This is a genomic window from Novosphingobium sp. DS6-6, assembly GCF_057784975.1.
Map to the genome: position 1 here is coordinate 1 of NZ_JBYNTS010000009.1, position 25191 is coordinate 25191.

The 25191-nt window shown below is 63.0% G+C and carries 20 protein-coding genes; 14 read left to right on the forward strand and 6 right to left on the reverse strand.

Annotated elements, in window-relative coordinates:
* On the forward strand, positions 1-257 hold a 257-nt coding region (locus AC3EDY_RS11715; protein WP_488572683.1), incomplete at its 5' end, for a hypothetical protein.
* 210 nt (positions 258-467) lie between these two features.
* Here AC3EDY_RS11715 and zapE read toward each other — a convergent pair.
* Positions 468-1586 carry a cell division protein ZapE gene (gene zapE / locus AC3EDY_RS11720; RefSeq protein WP_488572684.1) on the reverse strand — a complete coding sequence of 373 codons (1119 nt, stop codon included), beginning with the start codon at positions 1584-1586 and terminating at the stop codon, positions 468-470.
* Positions 1587-1680: 94 nt separating this feature from the next.
* Positions 1681-2463, reverse strand: a complete 783-nt coding sequence (locus AC3EDY_RS11725; RefSeq protein WP_488572685.1) for a succinate dehydrogenase iron-sulfur subunit — start codon at positions 2461-2463, stop codon at positions 1681-1683.
* Between the two features lie 515 nt (positions 2464-2978).
* On the opposite strand from AC3EDY_RS11725, the gene AC3EDY_RS11730 reads away from it, so the two are divergent.
* The 5 genes from AC3EDY_RS11730 (at position 2979) to AC3EDY_RS11750 (ending at position 8204) form a co-directional block, all read left to right on the forward strand.
* Positions 2979-4961, forward strand: coding sequence for an alpha/beta hydrolase family protein (locus AC3EDY_RS11730; RefSeq protein ID WP_488572686.1), 1983 nt, complete (start codon positions 2979-2981; stop codon positions 4959-4961).
* A gap of 365 nt (positions 4962-5326) precedes the next feature.
* Complete coding sequence (locus AC3EDY_RS11735) at positions 5327-6208, forward strand: hypothetical protein (RefSeq protein ID WP_488572687.1); 882 nt, start codon at positions 5327-5329, stop codon at positions 6206-6208.
* Between the two features lie 220 nt (positions 6209-6428).
* The gene (locus AC3EDY_RS11740) at positions 6429-6932 is read left to right on the forward strand and encodes a BUD32 family EKC/KEOPS complex subunit (protein ID WP_488572688.1); all 504 of its coding nucleotides are present in this window, start codon (positions 6429-6431) and stop codon (positions 6930-6932) included.
* A 1-nt stretch (position 6933) separates the two neighbouring features.
* A complete protein-coding gene (locus AC3EDY_RS11745; RefSeq protein ID WP_488572689.1) occupies positions 6934-7587 on the forward strand; it encodes a hypothetical protein in 654 nt (217 codons plus the stop codon).
* On the forward strand, positions 7584-8204 hold the full coding sequence (locus tag AC3EDY_RS11750) for an HAD family hydrolase (RefSeq protein WP_488572690.1): 621 nt from the start codon (positions 7584-7586) through the stop codon (positions 8202-8204). Before AC3EDY_RS11745 ends, AC3EDY_RS11750 begins: the two co-directional genes overlap by 4 nt.
* Positions 8205-8631: 427 nt before the next feature.
* On the opposite strand, the gene AC3EDY_RS11755 is transcribed toward AC3EDY_RS11750, so the two are convergent.
* The gene (locus AC3EDY_RS11755; RefSeq protein ID WP_488572691.1) at positions 8632-11538 is read right to left on the reverse strand and encodes an Rne/Rng family ribonuclease; all 2907 of its coding nucleotides are present in this window, start codon (positions 11536-11538) and stop codon (positions 8632-8634) included.
* A 757-nt stretch (positions 11539-12295) separates the two neighbouring features.
* Here AC3EDY_RS11755 and AC3EDY_RS11760 point away from each other — a divergent pair.
* From AC3EDY_RS11760 to AC3EDY_RS11780, 5 genes are all read left to right on the forward strand, one after another.
* Positions 12296-13144, forward strand: coding sequence for an N-acetylmuramoyl-L-alanine amidase family protein (locus tag AC3EDY_RS11760; protein WP_488572692.1), 849 nt, complete (start codon positions 12296-12298; stop codon positions 13142-13144).
* Positions 13145-13203: 59 nt separating this feature from the next.
* On the forward strand, positions 13204-15786 hold the full coding sequence (locus tag AC3EDY_RS11765) for a penicillin-binding protein 1A (protein ID WP_488572693.1): 2583 nt from the start codon (positions 13204-13206) through the stop codon (positions 15784-15786).
* A 37-nt stretch (positions 15787-15823) separates the two neighbouring features.
* Entirely contained in the window at positions 15824-16375 is a 552-nt protein-coding gene (locus tag AC3EDY_RS11770) for a peroxiredoxin (protein WP_488572790.1), read from the forward strand.
* A gap of 109 nt (positions 16376-16484) precedes the next feature.
* Positions 16485-17612: a peptide chain release factor 2 gene (gene prfB / locus AC3EDY_RS11775; RefSeq protein ID WP_488572694.1), complete on the forward strand. Its 1128-nt coding sequence runs from the start codon at positions 16485-16487 to the stop codon at positions 17610-17612.
* Between the two features lie 240 nt (positions 17613-17852).
* Complete coding sequence (locus tag AC3EDY_RS11780) at positions 17853-19256, forward strand: NAD(P)H-dependent flavin oxidoreductase (protein ID WP_488572791.1); 1404 nt, start codon at positions 17853-17855, stop codon at positions 19254-19256.
* A 56-nt stretch (positions 19257-19312) separates the two neighbouring features.
* Here AC3EDY_RS11780 and AC3EDY_RS11785 read toward each other — a convergent pair whose 3' ends face one another.
* Together AC3EDY_RS11785 and AC3EDY_RS11790 are read right to left on the reverse strand one after the other, a co-directional pair.
* On the reverse strand, positions 19313-20635 hold the full coding sequence (locus AC3EDY_RS11785) for an ammonium transporter (RefSeq protein WP_488572695.1): 1323 nt from the start codon (positions 20633-20635) through the stop codon (positions 19313-19315).
* Positions 20636-20721: 86 nt separating this feature from the next.
* Entirely contained in the window at positions 20722-21750 is a 1029-nt protein-coding gene (locus AC3EDY_RS11790; protein ID WP_488572696.1) for a 2-hydroxyacid dehydrogenase, read from the reverse strand.
* Positions 21751-21981: 231 nt separating this feature from the next.
* Between AC3EDY_RS11790 and AC3EDY_RS11795 the strand changes: the two genes are divergently transcribed.
* Positions 21982-22482: an SH3 domain-containing protein gene (locus AC3EDY_RS11795; RefSeq protein WP_488572697.1), complete on the forward strand. Its 501-nt coding sequence runs from the start codon at positions 21982-21984 to the stop codon at positions 22480-22482.
* An 86-nt stretch (positions 22483-22568) separates the two neighbouring features.
* Here AC3EDY_RS11795 and AC3EDY_RS11800 read toward each other — a convergent pair whose 3' ends face one another.
* The gene (locus AC3EDY_RS11800) at positions 22569-23765 is read right to left on the reverse strand and encodes an acetyl-CoA C-acyltransferase (protein WP_488572698.1); all 1197 of its coding nucleotides are present in this window, start codon (positions 23763-23765) and stop codon (positions 22569-22571) included.
* A gap of 470 nt (positions 23766-24235) precedes the next feature.
* Between AC3EDY_RS11800 and ndhC the strand changes: the two genes are divergently transcribed.
* On the forward strand, positions 24236-24610 hold the full coding sequence (gene ndhC / locus AC3EDY_RS11805; protein ID WP_488572699.1) for an NADH-quinone oxidoreductase subunit A: 375 nt from the start codon (positions 24236-24238) through the stop codon (positions 24608-24610).
* Between the two features lie 5 nt (positions 24611-24615).
* Positions 24616-25179 carry a NuoB/complex I 20 kDa subunit family protein gene (locus AC3EDY_RS11810; RefSeq protein WP_488572792.1) on the forward strand — a complete coding sequence of 188 codons (564 nt, stop codon included), beginning with the start codon at positions 24616-24618 and terminating at the stop codon, positions 25177-25179.
* The last annotated feature ends 12 nt before the right edge of the window (positions 25180-25191 follow it).

Genomic DNA, 25191 nt, shown 5'->3' on the forward strand with positions numbered 1-25191 from the left:
AAATCGTCTCTGAATATCACGAGCATCGCCCCCAACACCGACCTTTCAGCGGCAAGGCCAACGGCGAAATCGTCACGCCACTCCGCCGCGCCAGCAACCACCCGGTTTTTGCGGGTCTCCAGCTTCAAAAATCTTGGTGTATTGCTTTATACGCAGCATTATCTTTTAATTTTAAACATTTACGCGTGAGGGATGGCGCGTTCGCAGTTATATGGCAAATTTGCAATTGTTTACTTCTTGTTAAGGATGAAAATTAGTGATATTTGAAAGCCTCTAACCGTGGATGGAGGTTTTCATGCTGCTTCGCTGGCTGTTCGGCTAATGCCGAAATGGGACTGCATCGAAAATTTGGCAAATCTTAAGTGGTGGCCATTTCGATCTGTATAAGCCCAATAAAAGCAAAAGCCCGCGATGAGCAATCGCGGGCTTTTTGTTTCATTGAGTGAAAATTTTATTTAGAATAATGGCTACTCCGCCCCGTGCCCCATCGCCAGATACTCTTGGCTTTGCATTTCCATTAGGCGGCTAATGGTTCGGTCGAACTCGAATCGGCCATCACCTGATTCGTAAAGGTTAACGGGTTCGGCATCTGCGGTGGCGATGAGTTTTACCTTGTGCTCATAAAGCGCGTCGATCAGAGTCACGAAGCGCGCTGCCTCGTTGCGGTGTTCGGGTCCCAGGCGGGGGATGCCGACGATGATCGCCGTGTGATAGGCCTGGGCGATCGCCAGGTAGTCGGACGCGCCGCGGGCTTCGGCGCAGAGGCGTTTGAAGCTGAACACGCCGACGCCTTTCAGGCTCTTGGGCACGTGGAGCAGGCGGCCGCCACCCACATCGAGATCGGCAGACGGCACATGCTCGCTGTCTTCCGGGGCGAAATCGGTAAGGCGGAAGAATGCCTGGCGCACCGCCTCGGTGGCTGCGGGCCCGTTGGGAACGTGCCAGGTGCCCACGCCCTGCAGCCGTTGCAAGCGGTAATCCACCGGGCCGTTGAGCGCCAGTACGTCGAGGCGCCGCTCGACCAGAGCGATGAACGGCAGGAAATGCTCGCGGTTGAGGCCGTTCTTGTACAGTTCCGCCGGCGCCCGGTTGGACGTGGTCACCACGACGACGCCATGCTCGGCGATCAGTGCCGTGAACAGGCGGCTCATGATCATGGCATCAGCACTGTTGTTGACGACCATTTCGTCAAAGCACAGCACGCGGCACTCGGCAGCCAGGCTTGCGGCCACCGGCATGATCGGATCGCCCGATTCGCTCTTGCGCGCTTCACGCAGGCGGGCGTGAACATCGAGCATGAAGGCGTGGAAATGCGCCCGCCGCTTGGACCCGAAAGCAAGATTATCGTGAAACAGATCCATCAGCATGGATTTCCCGCGCCCGACGCCGCCCCACATGTAGACCCCGCGTGGCGGCGGCGGGGCACTGCGGCCCAGCAGGCGCCCGAACAGGCCGGGGACGGGCGGCGGGTTTTCCAGCTCCTGCTGCAGCTGATCGAGCCGGGCGGCGGCGTTCGCCTGTTCGGGATCGGGGCGCAATTCCCCGGCCGCGACAAGCTGGGCGTAACGCTGGGAGATGCGGGTCATGGGGAAAACGCCTTGCCCTGAAAAACAGGAACGCCGGCCGGAAATGACCGGCCGGCGTCTGGAAGGAAGCAGAGATAAGAGTGGGATCGGTGCGTCAGATGGCGCGCTCGGCCTGCATCTTCTTGATTTCGGCAATGGCCCGGGCGGGCGACAAACCCTTGGGGCAGACATTGGCGCAGTTCATGATCGTGTGGCAGCGATAGAGGCGGAACGGGTCTTCCAACTCGTCGAGCCGTTCCCCGGTCATCTCGTCGCGGCTGTCGGCCAGCCAGCGATAAGCTTGCAGCAGGATCGCCGGGCCGAGGAACTTGTCGGAATTCCACCAGTAGCTGGGGCACGAGGTGGAGCAGCAGGCGCAGAGAATGCATTCGTAAAGCCCGTCGAGCTTTTCCCGCTGTTCCGGGCTTTGCAGTCGCTCCTTGCCCGATGGCGTGGGCGAAACGGTTTGCAACCACGGGCGAATCGAAGCGTACTGCGCATAGAAGTGCGTGAAATCAGGCACGAGATCCTTGATCACTTCCATGTGCGGCAGCGGCGTGATGCGGATCTCGCCTTTCAGATCCTCGATCGCGGTCGTGCAGGCAAGGCCATTGCGGCCGTTCAGATTCATCGCGCACGAACCGCAGATCCCTTCGCGGCACGAGCGGCGGAACGTCAGCGTAGGGTCCTGTTCGCTCTTCATCTTGATCAGAGCATCAAGAACCATCGGGCCGCACTGTTCGAGATCGATCTCGAAGGTGTCGTACCGCGGGTTCTCACCGCTGTCGGGATCATAGCGATAGACTTTGAACGTCCTGATCTTGCCCTGCGTAGCGGCACCATGGTGGCGCGCCTTGCCGGTGATCTTGGAGTTCTTGGGAAGCGTGAAAGTCGCCATAAAACCGGGTCCTGCTGCACTGGGCCGCTGGCCGGGCAAGGCCAGATCGGCTTTAACGAATCGTCCTTAGCGCAAACGCAGCATGGGGCAAGGGGGGACTGCCACACCTGCCCCATGGTATGCGCCCGGCCCGCCGGGGAGCCACTTTGCCGGAACGCAAATCGCAACAGCCACGAGGCATCGGCGGCGGCGCGCATACCCGCCGGTGCCCAGATCAATCCGGTCCGCCTTGGCCGCAATTGCGTATCGCCCCTGTGGACACGCATGGCAAATCTGCAATAGTTCAATATCAAATGGTTTAGGGGGCAGTAATGCGAAACGGAAGCCATCGGGCGCGGCATCGGCGCGCCTGGAGGACAATGTCATTCGTGGCTTTCATGGCAGCCGTGCTGATCCAACAGAGCAGGCCAATATTGCTGACATCCGCCCTGGCCCAGGCGGCGTTGACCCAATCCGGCACCGCCGAATCCAGTTCCGGCAAATCCACGCCTGCTCAATCCATGCCTGCTCAATCCATGCCTGCTCAATCCACGCCCGACCAATCCACGCCCGACCAATCCACGCCCGACCAATCCACGCCCGACCAGGCGGGCTCGGCCGGGCCACCTTCATCCGATCGAAAATCGGTCTCTGCCTTGCCGGGAGCCGATGCCTTTGCCCGGATCCCCTTTTTTGCCGATGGCGCGATCTCGCCCGATGGACAGCGCATCGCCGGCAAGTTCGGCGTTGGAGGCATGCAGATCATCGGTGTCCGCCACTTGTTCGATCGCAACGAAAAGCCGGTGAGTCTCGGCGTTCCGGATCAGACAGAGGCCGACTGGGTGCGCTGGGTAGGCAACGATTACCTGCTGGTGAAATTGCGCGCGCTGCTGCCGGTTGGCGACGGTGATCGCAGCTATGTCACCCGCCTGATCGCTCTTAACCGCCGTACCGGCAAGATCACCCGCGTGCTGTGGTCGCTTGGCGGCCAGAACGCATCGGACATGATCTGGATTGCGCATGACGGTTCGCCGGAAATTCTCGTTTCCGCGCAAAGCTCGATCTATCTCGACAACGGTTTTTTCCCCACTGTCTATCGGGTGAACCTGGCGACGGGCCGTGAACGCGTTGTGCAAAGCCCGCGCGCCGGCGTGCTCGATTGGGAGGCGGATGGCAACGGAGTGGTGCGCAGCGGCGTTTCCTACGTCAACTCCGGCCGGCTGTCGCAATTGCTCTATCGTGGCGCCGATGCGGCACAGCCCTTGCACACGATCGACCGGGCCAATTCCCGTGCGCGCGAATCGCTGCTGCGGCCGGTGATCTTTCTGCCCGGCACAGACACCGCAGTGGCCGTTGTGACGGGCGACGATAGCCGCGACCGGCTTTACGAAATCGACATGCTGACTCAGAAAACCGGCCGCATGCTGTTCGAGGCGCAGGCCGGCACCGAAATCGATCACGTCGTTCTTGCGGATGACCGGTCAGGCGTACTGGGCGTCGCGACAACCGATGCGCCCAGCCGGATCCACTGGCTCGATTCCGATATGGCCGCGTTGCAGGCCGCGTTCGACAAGGCCGTCACCACCCAGGGTGTGAGCGTCGCGATATCCAGCCTGAGCGCCGATCGCCAATCGATGCTGCTGACTCTATCACGCCCCGAAAACCCTGGAGCGCTATATTACTACAACCGCGACGAAGGGGCGATGCACCTTATCGCGGTGTTCAACGATCAGCTGCGGCAGGCCCCGCTGTCGCCGGTCAAAACCATGCAATACAAAGCGCGCGACGGGCTGACGATCGAAGCTGTGGTGACCGTGCCCAAGGGGCGCGAGGCCCGCAATCTGCCAGTTGTCATGCTTCCCCACGGCGGCCCCTGGGGGCAGGATGTCGCCAGCTGGGACTATATCGCGCAATACATCGCCAGCCTTGGCTATCTGGTGATCCAGCCCAATTTCCGCGGTTCCACCGGCTATGGCGGCGATTTCCTGCGCAGGGGCGAAGGCCAGATGGGCCTGGCCATGCAGGACGATATCACCGACGGCCTGGCCTGGGCCGTTGCCCAGGGCATGGCCGATCCGGCGCGCGCCTGCATCATGGGTGCATCCTATGGCGGCTATGCCACGATGTGGGGGCTGGCCAAGGATCCGGACCTTTACCGTTGCGGAATTTCTATTTCGGGTGTGGCCAGCCTGCGCCGCGAAGTGAACGATTTCGGCAACTACTACATGGAAGGCAAATTTGCCGACGACTGGAAAGCGATGACGCCCGATTTTGCCGCGGTTTCGCCGATCAATGCCGTGAACCGGATCAAGGCGCCGCTGTTGCTGATCCACGGCCGCAAGGACGTGACGGTAGCCGCCTCGCATTCCGACACCATGGCCAGCCGCATGCGCGCGGCGGGCAAGACGGTCGACTATCTGAGCCTGCCCAAGGCCGATCACTATTTCACGCGCGAAGAAGACCGCAAGGCCATGCTGGAAGCGATCGGCGCATGGCTGGCGAAATATAATCCGGCATGAGGGGGCAAAGAACCGCTGGAACGTGGATCGTTCAAATTGCAATGCCGATGGGAGACGGTGCGGAAAGGCAGTTCAAGCGCCGTAAAAAAGATGCAGCCCCTCAGCCGCACCCGGGCTGTCGGCAGCTTGCGACCAGATTGCGACGGTCGCAACGGCCATCTTGACCGGCCGCTTATGCAGAAACCTGCCGCTGGCATGTGTCTGAGCCTCATAGCAGCAGGCGCCGACATGGCCGCCTTTGGACCTGTCCGGCCGCCGCCTCGAAAGCAGTTGCCCGTTCACTATAGGGCAGGTCACTGGGGGGGGTAAACAAGCATTCTCTGAAGCTGGTTGCAGCAGAATGCAGCGAGGACTAGTCACAGCACATGCTCTCACAACTCGCATGCCAAATCTTTGATGTTTCAGATCTTGGCTTTGCTGTTTCAGCATATTCTCTCGATCAGTCTGGTTACGTATCCGATGATTGTGCCCCACACATCCAGCTTGCAGCGAAAGCATTGGCGCAGACTTTCGGAAAAGAAAGTCCACGCTCATTGGTGCTTGCGCGTGGGATGCCTTACGCCGAGAACGCAGACGCGGCATTCGTGTTAGCGGAACGTGCGGGTGTTTCTCCCGCGCGGATAGTCAGCCTAGGCGACCAATGCTCAGCGATCATCGACGGCCTTTCGATCGCGGCTAGCTTTGCCGGCTCGGGGTTATCGCCCGTGGCACTCATCGCTGCCGATCAGTTTTCCGAGGTGGTGGTGGGCACGGAAGACCCCGCATATGCGGAATGGCGGAATATGGCATGCTGCCTCAGAATCGAAGCTGGTGGCAGACTTAGGCTTCGGGCAATTGCGAGTCTCTCCGATCCGACCCTCGTCTCAATGGCAAGGCTGACTGAAGGGCGACTTCAAGTAGATAAGCGTATGTCCACGGCATTTAGGCAAGTAGACGTGGATGCACAGATCCAAACCATTCATGCCTTGATGGACTTATCCGACGAGCGCCTCGGACTCCCGCTTCTGTGCGTGACCAACCGTACGGCGGGGCGTCTGTCAGCGCTGAGCGAACGGCTGGCCGGGCGGGTGCGCCTCATTGAAAGCCGTCAAATGCATGGCCATACCGGAGGGGCGGACATTCTTCTAAACCTTACGGAGGCCCTGCGCCGCGTGGGCCAGAATGGCGCAAACATTATCTGCTCCGCCAATGGCCTTGGTTATGCCTGGTCATCGGCGCTAATTTCCGTTGACCCTGCAAATGCCTGAGATTTTTCGGTCAAAGGTGAATAGCGTCGCGAAGATCACGCATCCCGACAGGCCCCCATTCGTGAGAAAAATTTATGGTCCGCAGGCCGTAGGCACGGGAATCGCGCTACCTGTAAGACGGTCTCTGGTCGAACGCAGAGTGAGTGCCGAATTGGCGCGAAGGTCGAGAAGCACCCGCCATGGGGTTGCTGTGGTCGCCTGCGCGGCGAGCACCTCGCTGATGAATATCATGCCCTACATTGAAGGCTATCCCTTACGCTCGTTGCGTGCCTCCCAATGGCCAAAGTCAAATCAAATACGTAAGTTGGGAAAGTTCATCGCTGAAATCGAGCATGGGATTGGTATTCAGTTTTTTAGCGGGCTTTTACTGACCAGTCAGCGCCTGGGTCAGATAATACGGCTGTACAAGACAGGTTCTATCGCCGTAAGACATCGAAGATATTTTAGTTTTGGGGATGTTACACTCGCAAATATACTTTCGACGCCAACGGGACTTCACCTGCTGGACTTTGAATTCGCGCATCTATCGGACAGTGGCTTTGACATCGGGATGCTGATCGCAGAAATCGATCAGCTCATAAAGTGCGGGATGGCGCTACGCTATGCGCGAGCTGCTCTCATACAGGGGTACATATCCGCCGGGGGCAGGTTGGGAGCTGTACTGATGTGGCGTGCGCGGCTTACGAAGTATCAGGCTGTGAGAGCGACGAGAAACGGGGGATGAAATGCTGAAGATATTGGGTTTTTTGGTCGCTGCCGTTGTTTGGATTCTTGGCTGCTTTGAGTTCGTTCAGTATTTTCCAGAAGCCTGCAAGATTGGGGACTGGTCAAGAATGACAACAGCCACCGTCCTATCGCTAGCGGCTTCCTCAGGCTGGTTTGTTATGGGTGCCGTCGTCCTGTGGGGTAGCGAGTTACCGGGGCGCAAAAAACTGCGTCGGGTGGAACTCTTCTCGGATACCGTGGCGACGAAACTTAAATCGGCCAAAACGATCAGGGTATTCTGCAGCCAGTCAGAATCCTACCGAGGCTTCATCCACGACCGGGTAAGCTCACTACAGGAGGGAGCTTGCATCAAAGTCATGATGCGGAACGATTCGACTCAGGCCCGCCTGGATGATCTGAAGAAAGTTGCCGCACGGTGGCATAACGACATCGCCGGGCGTGGTGTTACTGTCGAAATTCGAGCCGTTGAATGGTCGCCTCTCATGTTCCGAGGTTGGTTGTTTGAAAAGGCAGCGGTTATTGGCTGGTATCAACGAACCGCAGTTCGCACGATAGGTCAAGGGAAGAGCGCCTTATTCATCGAAGACGAAGAAACGGTACAAGGTCTTACAGCGACATTTGACGCTGTGTTCCTGGAGGGTACAACGCTATGATTGAGGGAATCATCTTCGACCTCGATGGCACGTTGTACGATAGCGACCGCATGGACCGCGCAAATAAACGCGCAATTATCCGCGCCATTGCGGAGCACAAGAAGACTACCGAGGACGACGCACAAGCGATGTTGGAGCAGGCGCTTGGCCAGTATTCATTATCCGCCGGGAGGCCATCGCTCTATGGGACGGCGCTGCAAATGGGCGTCCCGGACGAAATTATCGAACGTTTCCAGATAGAGCATGTAATCCCCGCCAAGCTTCTTTCGGCCGATCCGGAGCTAGTTCGCGAGATCGAACGTCTGAGTCGTATCATGCAGCTTGTTCTCGTGACGAACACCCGAACGAAAATCGCAGTGGCCGCCATTCAGGCGCTAGGAATTCCAGCTAATGCGTTCACCATCATAAGGGGCGGTGACGAACTGGCACATCCCAAGCCAAGTGCGTCAGACTTGTTGATGATATGCGGAGAACTGAACATCGAGCCGGAGCACTGCGTTTCAGTGGGAGATCGATGGCATGTCGATCTGGCTCCTGCTTGCGAAATAGGCATGCAGACAAAAGAAGTAAACGGTCGTGACGAACTTTACAAATGGCTTCGCGGCCTAGCAGTTTAGTAGGCTTGGTAACCGGTCTTAAGCCATTTATAAACTGATCTCGGTGACGTTGACTGGAGGGCTATTGCTCGATTTAGCAGGAATTTGGACTGGTTTAAATGCCGGAAGAGGGGAGCGAGGTCGGCACGCCGGTTTGCCTCTGTGGAAAGTCCGCTTCCTAATCCTCCCGTCTGATAGGAGACTTTCCGGAGTGTCCGACATCTCCGTCATGGTGCGAGGGCTTGCAGCGCGCCAGGAATGACGGGTCTTGGCTTACACTGACATTCCCGTCAGCAGTGCTGGACGACAGCTTCGTCCCACGCACCCTCATTCCGTCATCCCACTCGCGGCGTGAACGTCTGGCTCAACAGGAGGCTATCCATATGCACGAAGGACCCGCCGCTGGGGGGTCCAGCGACGGGTCTTCGTGCAGGCTTTCGGCCCGGGTTCAGGCGCCGAACGTGCGTTGCCACCAGCCGCGGCGGGGCGAGGCGTTGTCTTCGTCTTCGGCCGTGACGCCTTCCGCTGCCAGTGGCGCAGTAGGCCCGGTCGTGGCGGGCTCGGCCGCATCGGTAGCCGTTTCGCCGGTTTCCACCGGTGCCGGCACTGCTTTCTTGCGCACGCGCTTGGGCTTGGCGGCAGGTTCTTCGGCGGGCGTCGGCACCGTGGCAGGTTCTGCGAGCGGTGCATCGGCGGTTACCTCTGCGGGCGCATCGGCTGCCTTTTTCTTGCGGGCGCGCTTGGGCTTGGCCGGTGCTTCGTCGGCCGGTGCTTCGTTGGCTAGTGCATCGTCCGCTGGCGCTTCCCCGGCTGGTGCTTCGTCGGCTGGTGCTTCTTCGGCCGGTGCTACCGCAACCGGCGCTTCGAGCGCCACGTCCACCGGTGCATCGGCGGCCTTCTTCCTGCGCACGCGCTTGGGCTTGGCGGGCGCATCTTCAGCCTCTTCCACCGGGACGAGTGAGGCCGGCTCGGGCGTGGTCGGCTCGGGCGCGGCGTCCTTGGCCAGGAGGGCAGGGGCTTCCTCGCTCGGGACGTCGGCCTCGCCATCTTCGCCATCGCGATCGTCGCTCTGGGCCTCGGCGGTATCCTCGCGCAGGCCACCGCGGCGGCGACGGCTGCGGCGGCGGCGCTTGCGCGGGCCGCGATCGGCATCGTCGTCGTTGCCGGTTTCTCCGGTTCCGGCGATCTCCGCGTCGGCATCCTCGGCCAGCGCGGGCTCGCCAAGCTCGGCATCGTCGGCTTCGGTTTCGTTGTCTTCGCTTGCCTCGTCGTTCATGCCGTCTTCACGGCGATCCCGGTTGCGCCCGCGGCGGCGCTTGCGGCGCTTGCGACGCCCGCCGCCTTCGCTCCCGTTTTCGCGATCGCCTTCGCCGCGTCGTTCGCCACGCTGTTCGGTGCGTTCGCGGCCGTCTTCGCCGATGACCTCTTCCTCGTCGTCATAGGCGTCTTCGATCGCGTCGTCTTCGTCGAATTCGACGATGGGTTCGAAACGGGGCACGAATTCCGGCTTCGGCCCGCGCGAGGCGACGCGCATCTTGGCGCCTTCGTTCTCGCCCTCGGGAATGACTTCCACGGCCACGCCATAGCGCATTTCGATCTCTGCCAGATCGGCGCGCTTGGTGTTGAGCACGTAGATCGCCGCTTCCTGGCTGGCATAGAGCGTGATCACATTGCCCTTGCCCTTGGCGGCTTCGTCCTCGATCATGCGCAGCGCGGAAAGGCCGGCCGACGAGGCGGTGCGCACCAGGCCCGACCCATCGCAGTGCGGACAGGCGCGGGTCGTGGCTTCGAGCACACCCGTGCGCAGGCGCTGGCGGCTCATTTCCATCAGGCCGAAGCCGGAAATGCGGCCTACCTGGATGCGCGCGCGATCGTCCCTGAGCGCCTCCTTCATCGCCTTCTCGACCTTGCGGACGTTCGATCCGTATTCCATGTCGATGAAGTCGATCACCACCAGGCCGGCCATGTCGCGCAGGCGCAATTGCCGGGCGATTTCGCGCGCAGCTTCGAGATTGGTGGCCACGGCGGTCTGTTCGATGCCATGTTCCTTGGTGGAACGGCCCGAGTTGATGTCGATCGAGACGAGCGCCTCGGTCGGGTTGATGACCAGATAGCCGCCCGACTTGAGCTGGACGACCGGATCATACATCGCCGAAAGCTGGTCTTCGGCGCCATAGCGCTGGAACAGCGGCACCGGATCGGCATACTGGCGCACCCGCTTGGCATGGCTGGGCATCAGCAGCTTCATGAAATCCTTGGCAGCGCGATAGCCTGCTTCGCCCTCGACCACCACTTCCTCGATCTCGCGATTATAGATGTCGCGGATCGCGCGCTTGATCAGGTCGCTGTCGGAATGGATCAGCGCCGGAGCCGAAGAGCGCATCGTGCGCTCGCGGATTTCGTCCCACAGGCGGGCAAGATAATCGAAGTCGCGCTTGATTTCCGGCTTCGTGCGTTGCAGCCCGGCCGTGCGCACGATGCAGCTCATCGTGCGGGGCAATTCCATTTCGGCAATGATCTGCTTGAGGCGCTTGCGGTCCGCCGCCGAGCTGATCTTGCGGCTGATGCCGCCGCCGTGGCTGGAATTGGGCATCAGCACGCAATAGCGGCCGGCGAGGCTGAGATAGGTGGTGAGCGCCGCGCCCTTGTTGCCGCGCTCTTCCTTGACAACCTGGACCAGCAGCACCTGGCGCCGCTGGATCACGTCCTGGATCTTGTAGCGACGGCGCAGGGCCATGCGCTTGGCGCGCAGTTCCTCGGCCTCCTTGCTCTGGCCCCGGCCCTGGCGGCGCGGACGGCGCTGACGGCGGCCACCCTCGGCGTTGCTGTCTTCCGTTCCGCCCTCGGCCGCATCTTCGGCCGCATCCTCGGCCTCGTGATCGAAACCGTTCTCCACGACGCCGCCTTCGATCGTGGCAACCTGATCCTTTTCCGAGGTATCGACTTCGGTTACGCCCTGGCCGTCTTCATAGGCACTTTCCTCGTAACCGCCGTCATAGTCGGCGCCGCTCTCATAATCGTCATCGTCGCCGTCTTCGGCCGCGCGCAGGGCGGCCTCTTCCTCGGCATGGGCGGCTTCTTCGGCAAGCAGCGCCTCGCGGTCTTCCTTGGGGATCTGGTAATAATCCGGGTGGATTTCGCTGAATGCGAGGAATCCGTGGCGGTTGCCGCCGAAATCGACGAAGGCCGCCTGAAGCGACGGCTCCACGCGAGTGACCTTGGCAAGATAGATATTACCCTTGATCTGCTTGTGATCGGCAGATTCAAAGTCGAACTCTTCAATACGATTGCCCTTGAGCACGGCCACCCGGGTCTCTTCCTGGTGGCGCGCATCGATCAGCATGCGCTGAGTCATTCCATTGTCTCCAGCCGCGCGGCCACGGGAAATTGCCCGGGCAATTGGCGCGGTTTCTTGTTGTAAAGCAAAGGCCTGGCTTGCGGGCGTGATCCTTTCGGAAAAGGAAGCCGGCACGATGGCGCTTTGCAAATGCGGGTTTGCCGGATCGGAGCATGGGCACGGTGCCTTGCGGCAGGGGGCCGTGATGCTCGCCGCCCGGCGGCGGTTGGTGTGCGTCTGCAGTAACGAAGGCTTGCAACGATCGGCCCGCGCCGGGGTCCTGGTTTTCGTGCTTGCCCGCATCCGTCCCAAGCACAAAGGCCCCGAAGGGGCGCTTTGGCAGGAACGGTACGCGGCTCTTCATCACGGCATCAACCTCGCGTGCGGGCGAGGGCGGCGTCTGTGCCTTGTCCCTTCCTGCCCGCCAGGACCAAGTCCGACTGCGGCTTTCCCCTGCCATTGGCGTGCATGCCGTGGGCGTTGCTGCCTGGCGCACCCTTGGGGCGCAGCGGCAACGCGGCGAGGAAAGCAGCCGGTCAAACTGCTCCGTTCGCCGGTTGCTAGCACCGCAATCGCCAAGCGGCAATGAAAACCGTGACCGTGACGATACCACGCCCGCGCGGATCGGCGCGAAGATCGCGCGTTTTGCGCTGGACCAGGCCACTGGCGGCACGGCATAGGCGAGGTCGCAATGGTTAAGGCTATCGATCGATTTTTTCGCCGGACATGGCTTCGCCGGACGTGGCAGGGCGCGGCCATCGCGGCGTTGTTCGCGGTGCCATTGCTGGCCCTTTTCGGCTGGACCCATTTCGTCATGGGTTTCAGTTGGGGCGGCGAAGCCAGGCTGCCACGCTCTGCGGTGCGGCTCACGTTGCCCGATGGCGCCGTACCGATCGGCTTGCCCCGGGTGCTCGGCCCGGCCGATGCCAGCCGCCCGCTGGTGGTGATCGACGCGGGGCATGGCGGGCACGATCCGGGGGCGAGCGGCGAAGGCACCTTGCGCGAAAAACAGCTGACCCTGGCACTGGCCCTGGCCCTGCGCGATGCCTTGCTGGCGCAGGGTCGCGTACGCGTGGCCCTGACGCGCAGCGATGATCGGTTCCTCGCGCTTGAAGAGCGCTCCGGCATCGCAAGGCGCCTCAATGCCGACGTTTTCCTGTCGATCCATGCCGACTCCGCCCCCAGCGCCGATGCCGGCGGGGCCACGGTCTACACCGTTTCCGACCGTGGATCGGATGCCGCCGCCGATGCCCTGGCACGGCGGGAAAACCGTGCCGATACGGTTAACGGCGTGGCCCTTTCCGGCCAGTCTGACGCGGTATCGTCGATCCTGGTCGATCTGTCCCGGCGCGCCATGCGCACCCGTTCGATCCGCCTGGCGGACCTGATCCTGCGCGAAGGGCAGGAAACGATCCGCTTCCATCCCGATCCCCGGCGCGAGGCGGCGTTCGTGGTGCTCAAGTCGCTCGATCTGCCTTCGGTGCTGATGGAGGCGGGCTATGTCAGCAATGCCGACAATGTGCGCGCAATGACCGACAAGGCGTGGCGCGACGGCTTTGCCCGTTCGGTTGCCGGCGCCATCGCCATTTTCCTTGCCGAGCAGGAAAGCGGCCCGCTGGGGTGAGGCGGCCCGCACGAAGGCACTGGTGCGTGCGCAAATCCCCATGCTAGAGCGCGGCCACGATGGCCGAAGACCTGCCCCCGATCATTGCCCGTGGCAATGCGTCCCAGCCCCAGCCGGAGCAAGAGCCGGAGCCGAAGCAAGGCCGCTTTCGCATCAGACGCGGGGGCAGCCTCTGGGCGCGGGTGAAAGACCTGTGGCGGCAATCCAGATGGGTGCGGCGCGCGGGCTGGCTGGCCCTGGCGCTGCTGATGCTGCGCGGCGTGCTGTGGTTGAGCGTCGAGCGCACGCTGCCTTCGGCCGAAACCCTGCTGACCTATCAGCCGCCGCTGCCCACGATGGTGCGTGGTGCCGATGGGCAGATCGTTTCAAGCTATGCCCGCGAGCGGCGGGTGCAACTGCGCTTCGTCGATTTTCCGCCTCGGTTGATCAATGCGTTCCTGTCGGCTGAAGACAAGACGTTCTGGACTCATGGCGGGGTCGATCTGACCGGGCTTGCCGGCGCGGCGGTGGATTATGTCGCCAAGCTGGGATCGCGCGAGCGAGCACGCGGGGGATCGACGATCACCCAGCAGGTGGCCAAGAACATCCTGATCGGCAACGAATATTCGGTCACGCGCAAGCTCAAGGAAATGCTGCTCGCCCGGCGCATCGAAAGCGTGCTGACCAAGCAGCAGATCCTCGAGCTTTATCTCAACGAAATCCCCCTCGGCCGGCAGAGCTTTGGCGTGCAGGCGGCGGCGCGCGCCTATTTCGACAAGGACGTGGGCGATCTGGCGTTGCACGAGGCCGCGTTCCTGGCGATCCTGCCCAAGGCGCCTGAAACCTACAGCCGCGCCAGGTTTGCCGACAGGGCGATCGGCCGCCGCAACTGGGTGCTCGACCAGATGCAGAAAAACGGCTGGGCAAGCGCGGCCGATGTCGCCCAGGCCAAGGCGCAGCCGCTGGGCCTGGTGCCGCGCCGGGCGGAAAACTATACCGCCGATGCCGGTTATTTCCTGGAAGAAGTGCGGCGCCAGTTGATCGACCAGTTCGGCGAACAGGCCAAGGACGGTCCGAACAGTGTCTATGCCGGCGGGCTGTGGGTGCGTACCTCGCTCGATCAGCAGTTGCAGACCGCGGCGCAGGACGCCCTGCGTGCCGGATTGCTGCGCTATGCGGCCGGGCGCCCCTGGCACGGACCGATCGCGCATATCGCCATGACGGACGAGGGCGCCGGGGGCAACTGGCAGGCGCAACTGATCAACAGCAACCTATCGATCCGCTATCTGGACTGGCGCGTCGCCGTGCTGATCGCGCGCAATGGTGCGAGCGGCCAGGTAGGTTTTGCCGATGGGCAGACCGGCACGCTTTACGGCGTGCCCGATGCGATGAAAGTGGGCGATGTCATCACCGTCGCCCCGGCGGGCGGCGATACCTGGGGCCTGCGCGTGGTGCCCGAAGTTTCCGGCGGCATGGTAGTGGAAGACCCGCAGAGCAGCCGCATCCTCGCCATGCAGGGCGGGTTCGACGCACGGCTGGGTTCCTTCAACCGCGCCACCCAGGCGCAGCGGCAGCCCGGCTCCACGATCAAGCCGTTCGTCTATGCCACCGCGCTCGACAACGGCATGACCCCCGCCTCGATGATCGTCGACGGCACGTTCTGCGTCTATCAGGGCGCGGCGCTGGGCCAGAAGTGCTTTCGCAATTTCAACAACGAAGGCGGAACGGGCAGCCACACCATGCGCTGGGGGCTCGAGCAGTCGCGCAACCTGATGACCGTGCGCGTGGCCAACGACACCGGCATGGACAAGGTGGTCCGCACGATCAAGGCCGTGGGCATTGGCGATTATCAGCCCTATCTGTCGATGGCGTTGGGGGCGGGCGACACCACCGTGACGCGCATGGTCAACGCATATGCGGCGCTGGCAAATCATGGGCGGCAGCGCGATGCCACGCTGATCGACTATGTGCAGGATCGCAACGGCAAAGTCGTCTGGCGGGCCGACAGCCGCGCCTGCACCGGATGCAACATGCCGCGCTGGGATGGCAGCGCCATGCCGCGCCTGCGCCCGGCGGGCAAGCAGGTGATCGATCCACGCACCGCCTATCAGGTGGTGCACATGCTGGAAGGCGTGGTGGTGCGCGGCACGGCCGAAACGCTGCACGATCTGGGCCTGCCGCTGTTCGGCAAGACCGGCACCACTTCCGGCCCGACCAACGTGTGGTTCGTGGGCGGATCGCCCGATATCATCGCCGGGGTCTACATGGGCTATGACCAGCCGCGCAGTCTAGGCGGCTATGCCCAGGGGGGGCGGATCGCCGCGCCGGTCTTCAAGCAGTTCGTGCTGGCAACGCGCGCACGCTGGGCCGATATACCCTTTACCGCGCCAACCGGTATCTCGATGGTCAAGATCGACCGGGTTTCGGGCAAGCGGGTGTTCGGTGGCACACCGCAGGACAACGATCGCAAAGCATCGATCATCTGGGAAGCATTCAAGCCCGATACGGAACCGCGGCGCACGGTGCAGCCATCGGAACTCACGGCCAAGCAGGCCGTGCTCGATGCGCTGCGCCGGGCACGTTTGGCCCGCGGGCCGGCCGCGACCGCCGGCGCCAAACCGGCCGGCAGCAACTTTGTCGAGGACCAAGGGGGCATCTATTGAGCGTGCGCGCAGGTGTGCTAAGCGTCGCATCATGAACATGCGCTTCCCCCTTGCCGCGCTCGTGGCCTCCGCCCTGTCCTTCCTTCCCCTTGCCGCGGCACAGGCCGCGTTGCCCAAGGGCGCGCGCGCGCCCGATTTCACCGCGCAAGGCGCGCTGGCGGGCAAGCCGTTCAGTTTCAGCCTGAAAGCGGCGCTGAAGCGGGGGCCGGTGGTGCTGTATTTCTACCCCAAGGCATTTACTCCCGGCTGCACGATGGAAGCCCACGCCTTTGCCGATGCCACGGCCGATTTCGCCAAGGCCGGCGCGACGGTGATCGGCATGTCGAACGATGACATCGCCACGTTGACGCGCTTTTCAACAGAGGAATGCCGCGACAAGTTTGCCGTCGCCGCCGCCACCCCGGCCGTGGTCAAGGCCTATGACGTCGATCTCAAAATGGGTGGCAAGTCTGCCGGGTTCACTTCGCGCACCAGCTATGTCATCGCACCCGATGGCAGGATCACGCTGGTTCATTCCGACATGGACTATCGCGACCATGTCAAGCTGACGCTCGCGGCGGTGCAGGCGTTGCAGCACAAGGGCAGTTGATCCCGTCCGGCCGCGCGCGCTCAGCGTTTCGGCATGCGGCCAGGGCACACCTTTACAAACGGCCCGGCTTCGCTAAGCGGCCAGTTCGTTTGTATGGAGTAAGATCGTCATGCGTGCCGAAGGGCAGGCTCATATCGACCGCATCGAAGCGGCGCTGGCACTGGTGCGCAAGTTCCTGGACTGGGATCGCGCGGTACGTCGGCTGGATGAATTGAACGCCCGCGTCGAAGATCCCAGGCTGTGGGACGATCCCAAGAACGCCGAGGCGGTGATGCGCGAACGGCGCCGGCTGGAAGCCTCGATCGGCACGGTCAACCAGATCGGCCAGGAAATGGCCGACGCGATCGAATTCGTCGAACTGGGCGAGATGGAAGGCGATGAAGCAACTGTCGCCGAGGGGCTGGCCACGCTGGCCGCGCTTGCGGCCCGCGCCGATGCCGACAAAGTGCAGGCCCTGCTCGCCGGTGAAGCCGATGCCAACAATGCCTATCTCGAAGTGCACGCGGGCGCGGGCGGCACCGAAAGCCAGGACTGGGCCGAAATGCTTCAGCGCATGTACACGCGCTGGGCCGAACGCCATGGCTACAAGGTCGATCTGGTCGATTATCATGCCGGCGAAGCGGCGGGGATCAAGAGCGCCACGTTGCTGATCAAGGGCGAAAACGCCTATGGCTATGCCAAGACCGAGAGCGGGGTGCACCGCCTGGTGCGCATCAGCCCCTATGACAGTTCGGCCCGGCGCCACACCTCGTTCAGTTCGGTGTGGGTCTATCCCGAGATCGACGACAATATCGAGGTGGAAATCAACCCGGCCGATCTCAAGATCGATACCTATCGCGCTTCGGGCGCGGGCGGCCAGCACGTCAACACAACGGATTCGGCCGTGCGCATCACGCACGTGCCGACCGGGATCATCGTCGCCAGCCAGAACGATCGCAGCCAGCACAAGAACCGCGCGACTGCGATGAACATGCTCAAGGCGCGGATCTATGAAGCCGAACTGGCCAAGCGCGAGGCCGCGGCGTCGGGCGAATATGCCGCCAAAACCGAAATCGGCTGGGGACACCAGATCCGGTCCTATGTGCTGCAGCCCTATCAGCAGGTGAAGGACTTGCGCACCGGTGTCGTCAGCACCAACCCTACCGATGTGCTCGACGGCGCGCTCGACCCGTTCATGGCCGCCGCCCTGTCGCAGCGCGTGACCGGCGAAAAGGTGACGGTGGAAGATTACGATTGACCGTGATCCGCCGCTTGGAAGTGGGCTTCCGACGTGTCGGTGCCCCAATCTGGCGACGTGAATCGGCAGAACCGCCACGCCGGCCTTTCGCTTCGCGGCGTTTCGCCGTAAGTCGGCATATTGGATTTCATTTCGGGCCAGGAAGCTTCGGTCGAAGGGTCGCTTTGGGATGGCCGGCCGCGGGTGGAACGGGCCAGCCGGTTTATCAGGCGCAAGGTGCGTCAAAGGAACGTTATGTCTGTGTTCAAGGGACTGAAGCCGATCCTGTATGGTGGCCGCGAGGTTTGGCCGCTGGTGGAAGGTGGCAAGGGGGTTGCCGCCACCAATCACATGAGTTCGGGTGCCTGGGCGGCAGCCGGCGGCATCGGCACGGTCAGCGCCGTCAATGCCGACAGCTATGACGCCGAAGGCAAGATCGTTCCCCAGATCTACAATGCCCTTACGCGCAAGGAGCGGCATGAAGAGCTCATCCGTTATGCCATCGACGGCGCGGTGGAGCAGGTGCGCCGCGCCTATGACATCGCCAGCGGCAAGGGCGCGATCAACATCAATGTGTTGTGGGAAATGGGCGGCGCGCAGGCGGTGCTCGAAGGCGTGCTGGAACGTACGCGTGGCCTGGTATCGGGCGTGACCTGCGGTGCGGGGATGCCGTACAAGCTTTCGGAGATCGCCGCGCGCTTCAATGTCAGCTATCTGCCGATCGTTTCGTCGGGCCGCGCGTTCCGCGCCCTGTGGAAGCGTGCCTATCACAAGGTTGCGCACCTGATGGCCGCCGTGGTCTATGAAGATCCGTGGCTTGCCGGCGGGCACAACGGCCTGTCCAATGCCGAAAACCCCCGCCAGCCCGAAGACCCCTATCCCCGCGTGAAAGCCTTGCGCGAAACCATGCGCGCCGAGGGCGTCAGCGACGACGTGCCTATCGTGATGGCCGGTGGGGTGTGGTATCTGCGCGAGTGGAACGACTGGATCGACAATCCCGAACTTGGCGCCATCGCCTTCCAGTTCGGCACCCGCCCGCTTCTGACGGCGGAAAGCCCGATCCCCCAGGCGTGGAAGGACCATCTGCGTACGCTGGAGCCGGGCGACGTGCTGCTGCACCGCTTTTCGCCTACCGGTTTCTATTCTTCGGCCGTGCGCAATCCGTTTCTACGCGCGCTGGAAGCCCGCTCGGAACGCCAGGTGCCCTATTCGAAAGTAGAGGCGGGCGAACACACGGTGCAGCTCGACGTGGGGGTGAAGGGCAAGAATTTCTGGGTGACGCCGGCAGACCTCGCCCGGGCGCGCCAATGGTATGGTGCTGGTTTCACCACCGCGCTGCGCACCCCCGATGACACGGTCATTTTCGTAAGCCCGCAAGAGCGTGACGAAATCCGCAAGGATCAGGCAGACTGCATGGGCTGCCTTTCGCACTGCGGTTTCTCCTCGTGGAAAGATCACGACGATTATACCACCGGCCGCCTTGCCGATCCGCGCAGTTTCTGCATCCAGAAGACCTTGCAGGATATCGCCCATGGCGGCGATGTGAACCAGAACCTGATGTTTGCCGGCCATGCGGCCTATCGCTTCAAGCAGGACCCGTTCTATTCCAACAACTTTACCCCCACGGTGAAGCAACTGGTAGATCGCATCCTGACCGGCGACTGACAGGCGCTCGCACGGGTGAGCGCACGCGCGGCCTGCGTGCGTTCACCCGCCTGCTTTCAATCTTGCTGAATGACGTCTTCGCCGTGGCTCGCCGCGTCGAGACCGGCCAGTTCGGCCTCGCCCGTAACGCGCAGGGGCAGCACCATCGATACCATCAGCGCTGCGATTGCCGTGGCGATCGCGCTCCACGCAGCCACGGCCACCACGCCCACGGCCTGGCCCAGCAACTGATGCGCAAAGTCCACGCCTGCGGCATAGCCCGTCCCGCCCAGCGCAGGATCGAGCGCCACTGCCGCCAGAACCGTTCCAGCCGCGCCGGTCAGGCCATGGCTTGCAAAAACGCCGAGTGAATCGTCGATATGCAGCCGCTTGTGGATCAGATGATTCGCCCCTTTTGCCAGGATTGCCGCCGCCAGCCCCAGCACCACGGCCATGCCCGGGCTGATATAGGCGGCCGGCGCGGCGCCGATGGCAAGGCCGGCAAGGGCTCCACGCGCCCAGCCGGTGGGCCGTGGCCGCACGCCGGCGAGGCGATCGAGCAGCAGCCAGGCGAGGGCAGCGACCGCGGCCACCACATGGGTGTTGATCATGGCCATGGCGGCATCGTCTCCGACGGCAAAGGCGCTGCCGCCCGCCAGAGCCAGGCTACCGATCCATGCCAGCGCGCTGCCGGTCACGGTCAACAGCGGGCTGCTGCCGGTTTTGGCAAAGGCATCGGCAAACCGCTCCCGCCGGCCCATGAGCAGGGCGACGATCAGCGCGGAAACCCCGGCAGTGGTATGAACGACCAGCCCGCCGGCATAATCGATCGTGCCCAGGCGCGTGGCCAGCCAACCCCCGCCCCAGACCCAGTGGGCGATCGGGGCATAGACGATGAGGCTCCACAAGGCGGTGAAGCCGATCACCCAGCCAAAGCTTGCGCGATCCACCCAGGCACCGATCAGCAGCGCCGCCGCGGCCAGGGCGAAGACCATCTCGAACAGGACATAAGCGCTTTCGGGGACGAGCGTGCCCGCACGCACGTTGCCCAGATCGTTCAGCATCCAGGCATTGCCACTGCCCAGCCAGCCGTTGCTGACGGCGCCAAAGGCCAGCGTATAACCCACCGCGATCCACAGCACCGAAACCAGCGCCATTGCTGCCGCCGTCTGCGTCATGACCGAAAGAATGCTTTGCCTCCGGACCCGCCCGGCATGAAACAGGGCGAGTCCCGGCAGGACCAGCAGCAGGCCCAGCAGCGTCGCGGCCAGCAGCCAGGCCGCATCGCCAGTGTCGCTCCCGTCGCTTCCGGCGTCCTGGGCATGGGCAAGCGCGGGGATGGCCATGGCCGCAAGGGCGGCAAGCGTGCGCAGCGGGCGAATCCGAAACAGAGGGTTCATGGCGTGGCACCTTACGGCCAAGACTTTGACAAATCCAAAATGGTTAGCAGCCCGTGGGCAACCAGCAGGGGCCGGGTGCCGGTTCGTCAGGCCCAGCCTTCGATCACCTGGTCGGGCGGGCGGTGGCCATCGGCCCAGAAACGGATGTTGGCGATAACCTTGTCGCCCGAGGCGAGCCGCCCCTCGAACGTGGCGCTGCCCATGTGCGGCAGCAGGACGACGTTTGAAAGCCGGCGCAGACGCAGATCGATCTGCGGTTCGTGGGCGAACACGTCGAGCCCGGCACCGCCGATCGCGCCAGCCTCGAGAGCGGCGATCAGGGCCGCTTCTTCGATAAGTTCGCCCCGGGCGGTGTTCACGACATAGGCATCCCGCTTCATCATGGCGATGCGCCGCGTATCGAGCAGGTGATGCGTTTCGGGCGTGTGCGGGCAATGCAGCGAAAGGATATCGGCCTGGCGAACCAGCACGTCGAGATCAGGCTCGTACCGCGCGCCCAGCGCTGCTTCCACCGCCGCGGGCAGGGGGTGGCGGTTGTGATAGGCCACGGCAAGGCCGAAAGCCCGGGCGCGCATGGCCACGGCCTGGCCGATTCGCCCCATGCCGACGATCCCCAGCATCTTGCCGCCCAGGCGATGGCCCAGCAGGCTGGATGGCGACCAGCCTTCCCACGTCTGCTCGCGAATCACGCGTTCGCCGTCGGTCAGCCGCCGTGGCACCGAAATGATCAGGGCCATGGTCATGTCGGCGGTATCGTCGGTAAAGACACCGGGCGTATTGGTGACGATGATCCTGCGCGCGCGGGCGGCGGCCAGATCGATATGTTCGATTCCAGCGCCGAAATTGGCGATCAGGCCCAAGCTGGGGCCGGCCCTGGCAATGACATCGGCATCAATCACGTCGGTCACCGTGGGCACCAGCACGTGAGCCTGCGCGACGGCATCGAGCAGGGCCTGGCGCGAAAGCGGCCGGTCATCGGCATTGAGCGTCACGTCGAACAGTTCCGCCATGCGGCGTTGCGTTTCCGGCAGCAGGCGGCGCGTGACGACCACGCGCGGTTTGCCGTCGATGCGACGCGTCAGTCGCAGGTCTTGCGGGCGGGCTTGCTGGCTCATCGTTGCCATGGCTATGCGCTCGAGGCCGCAATGGTCAAGCCGGCATCGGACCGCCAAGGTTGGTGTCACGTTCGGTCCGGGCACGGCAGTATCGGCGCCTTTGCCGTGCAGACGCTGCGCCGGCGGTTGCCCTTGCCGGGTAATGCTGTATCGCAAATGCCCCGTGTCGCGATAACCCCCGTATCGCGATAACATCGTGCCGCCTGCTCGGACAGCCGGAGAAATCTGACCGTGATCCAGTTACGCCTCATGTTCCGATGGACGCTGGCCCTTGCCGTGCTGGCGGGCGCGGCGGGCGTTGCCGGGCGGCCGGAGCGGCTCCATGCCGCCGATGATGGCGCCGGCCCCTATTGGGCTTCCCTTTCCAAGGACCAGACCAACATGCGCGTCGGCCCAGGGCGCGAATACCGCATCAATTGGGTCTATGTGCGCCGTGGGCTGCCGGTTAAAGTCCTGCGCGTGATGGGCGGCTGGCGCCTTATCCAAGATCCCGACGGCGCAAGAGGCTGGGTGCTGGCACAGTTTCTGAGCCGGACCCGTACCGCGCTGGTGAAAGGCGCCGTCGCCCCGATCCGGGCCAACGACGATGGCAGCGGGCCTGTGCTGTGGCGCGCCGCACCCGGCGTTCAGGCGATAGTGGGCGAATGCCACAATCGCTGGTGCCCGGTCGATATCGCAGGGCGCAAGGGATTTATGGCGCAGGATGCCTTGTGGGGTGCGGGCGTGCCCTGAAAAAGGGGCGGCACGGCGGTGCGTTCAAGGAAATGCCAAGGGGTGCGGTGCGACGCGCACTCCCTTGAAGCGCATTCCCCGAACTATCAGATCAGTTCGACCGCCAGGGCCGTCGCCTCGCCACCACCGATGCAGAGGCTGGCCACGCCCCTGGTCTTGCCGTGACGCTTGAGCGCGGCCAGCAGTGTCGTGATGATGCGCGCACCCGATGCGCCGATCGGATGGCCCAGCGCAGTGGCGCCGCCATGCACATTGATCCTGTCGTGCGGAATGCCCAGGTCCTGCATCGCGAACATGGCCACGCAGGCAAAGGCTTCGTTCACTTCGAACAGTTCGACGTCGTCGATCGACCATCCAGCTTTCTCGAGCAGCTTGGTAATCGCACCGACCGGAGCCGTGGTGAAATCCTTAGGCTCCTGGGCATGCGCGGCCAGGGCCACGATGCGGGCCACCGGCTTGAGGCCCTTGGCATCGGCAATGCTTTGGCGAGTGAGGGCAAGGGCAGCCGCCCCGTCGGATATCGACGAGGATGTCGCGGCGGTGATCGTTCCATCCTTGGCAAAAGCGGGCTTGAGCGCGGGGATCTTGTCGGGACGGGCCTTGCCGGGCGCTTCGTCGGTATCGACGATCACATCGCCTGCGCGGCCCTTGACCACGACCGGCACGATCTCTTCGGCAAAGGCGCCGTTTTCGATCGCCGCTGTGGCGCGGCGCAGCGATTCCAGCGTGTATTCGTCCTGTGTTTCGCGCGTCAGGCCATAGCTGTCGGCGGTTTCCTGCGCGAACGTGCCCATGGCCCGCCCAACGTCATAGGCATCTTCCAGCCCGTCGAGAAACATGTGATCGTAAGCCGTATCGTGCCCGATGCGCGCGCCCGAGCGGTGCTTCTTGAGGACGTAAGGGGCATTGGTCATCGATTCCATGCCGCCGGCAATGGCCAGATCGATGCTGCCCGCGGCCAGCGCCTCGGATGCCATGATCACCGTCTGCATGCCCGATCCGCAAACCTTGTTGACCGTTGTGGCCTGGGCGGATTTGGGCAGGCCGGCCTTGATCGCCGCCTGCCGCGCCGGCGCCTGGCCCAGCCCGGCCGGCAGCACGCAGCCCATGTAGACGCGCTCGATGTCGGCCCCGGCAATGCCGGCCCGCTCCACCGCCGCCTTGATCGCCGTGGCGCCAAGTTCCGTGGCCGGAACGTCGGCCAGCGCGCCCTGCATGCTGCCCATCGGCGTGCGGGCATAGCTAAGAATCACGATAGGATCGGAAGCGGAAAAATGGGCCATGATAACAGGTCCTTCTGGTGCTGCGCCGGCAGTGCGCAACGGCCCTGCGGCAAAATTTCGTCTTTCTTGCGCCGCGATGTAGGGACCGTGCGGAGCGAATGCAATTAAAGGCCGCCAGGGGTTGCCATTTAATGACGCGGCGCAGCATCGACAGCGGCAATCAGCCGGCGGCAAAGGGCCGTCGCCGCGCTGCGATTGCACGGCCCAAGCAGCCTTGCCGTGGTTTTGCATGAAATGCAATCGTCTGCGCAATGCGCGCAATCGCGCCGACGGATCTGCCCGGGTGATCTGCATAAGCCGGCATTCCGGGCGAATCCCGGGCGTGCTTGCCTGGGATCGTGGCGGTCCTACCCCATGGCCTGCCCACATGGGTAGGCCGAACCGCCTTTATTGCGCTGCACCCCACTTGCGCATGGGCCAAGGGGGGACTAGTGCCCCGTGGCAAGTGCATTTCATCGCGAGTCAGCCCCTTGGTCGACCTCATCCATTACCTGCCGATCCTGATTTTTCTCGGGATCGCACTCGCGCTTTCAGCGGCTTTCGTGTTTCTGCCCATGGGTGCGGCCCGTCTGACGGGTACTTATAATCCCACCGCCGCCAAGCTGGCCGAATACGAGTGCGGCTTTCCCGCGTTCGAAGACCCGCGCAGCCAGTTCGACGTCCGTTTCTATCTCGTCGCGATCCTGTTCATCATCTTCGACCTCGAAGCGGCGTTCCTGTTTCCCTGGGCCGTCAGCCTGAAGCAGACCGGCTGGGCCGGCTGGGGCACCATGATGGTGTTCCTGGGCGAACTGGTCCTGGGCTTCATCTATGCCTGGAAGAAGGGCGCGCTGGATTGGGAATGAACGACATGGCCTCCAACACCGCTGTTTCGCCCGTGGCCGGCCCGGCCGCCGTCGGCTCGTCTGTCGTGGCGCCCGATCAGGCCTTTTTCGAAAGTCTCAACGCCGAAGTATCGGACAAGGGCTTTCTCGTCACTTCGACAGAGGAACTGTTCCAGTGGGCGCGCACCGGCTCGCTGTGGTGGATGACGTTCGGTCTTGCCTGCTGCGCGGTGGAGATGATCCACGTCAACATGCCGCGCTATGACATGGAGCGTTTCGGGGTTGCCCCCCGTGCATCGCCGCGCCAGTCCGACGTGATGATCGTGGCCGGCACGCTGTGCAACAAGATGGCACCGGCATTGCGCAAGGTCTATGACCAGATGTCGGATCCCAAGTACGTCATTTCTATGGGATCGTGCGCCAACGGCGGTGGCTATTATCATTACAGCTATTCCGTCGTGCGCGGATGCGATCGCATCGTCCCGGTGGATATCTATGTGCCGGGGTGCCCCCCGACGGCCGAGGCGCTGCTTTACGGCGTGATGCAGTTGCAGCGGAAGATCCGCCGCGTCGGCACGCTCGAACGTTGAGAGGGTAGGGCA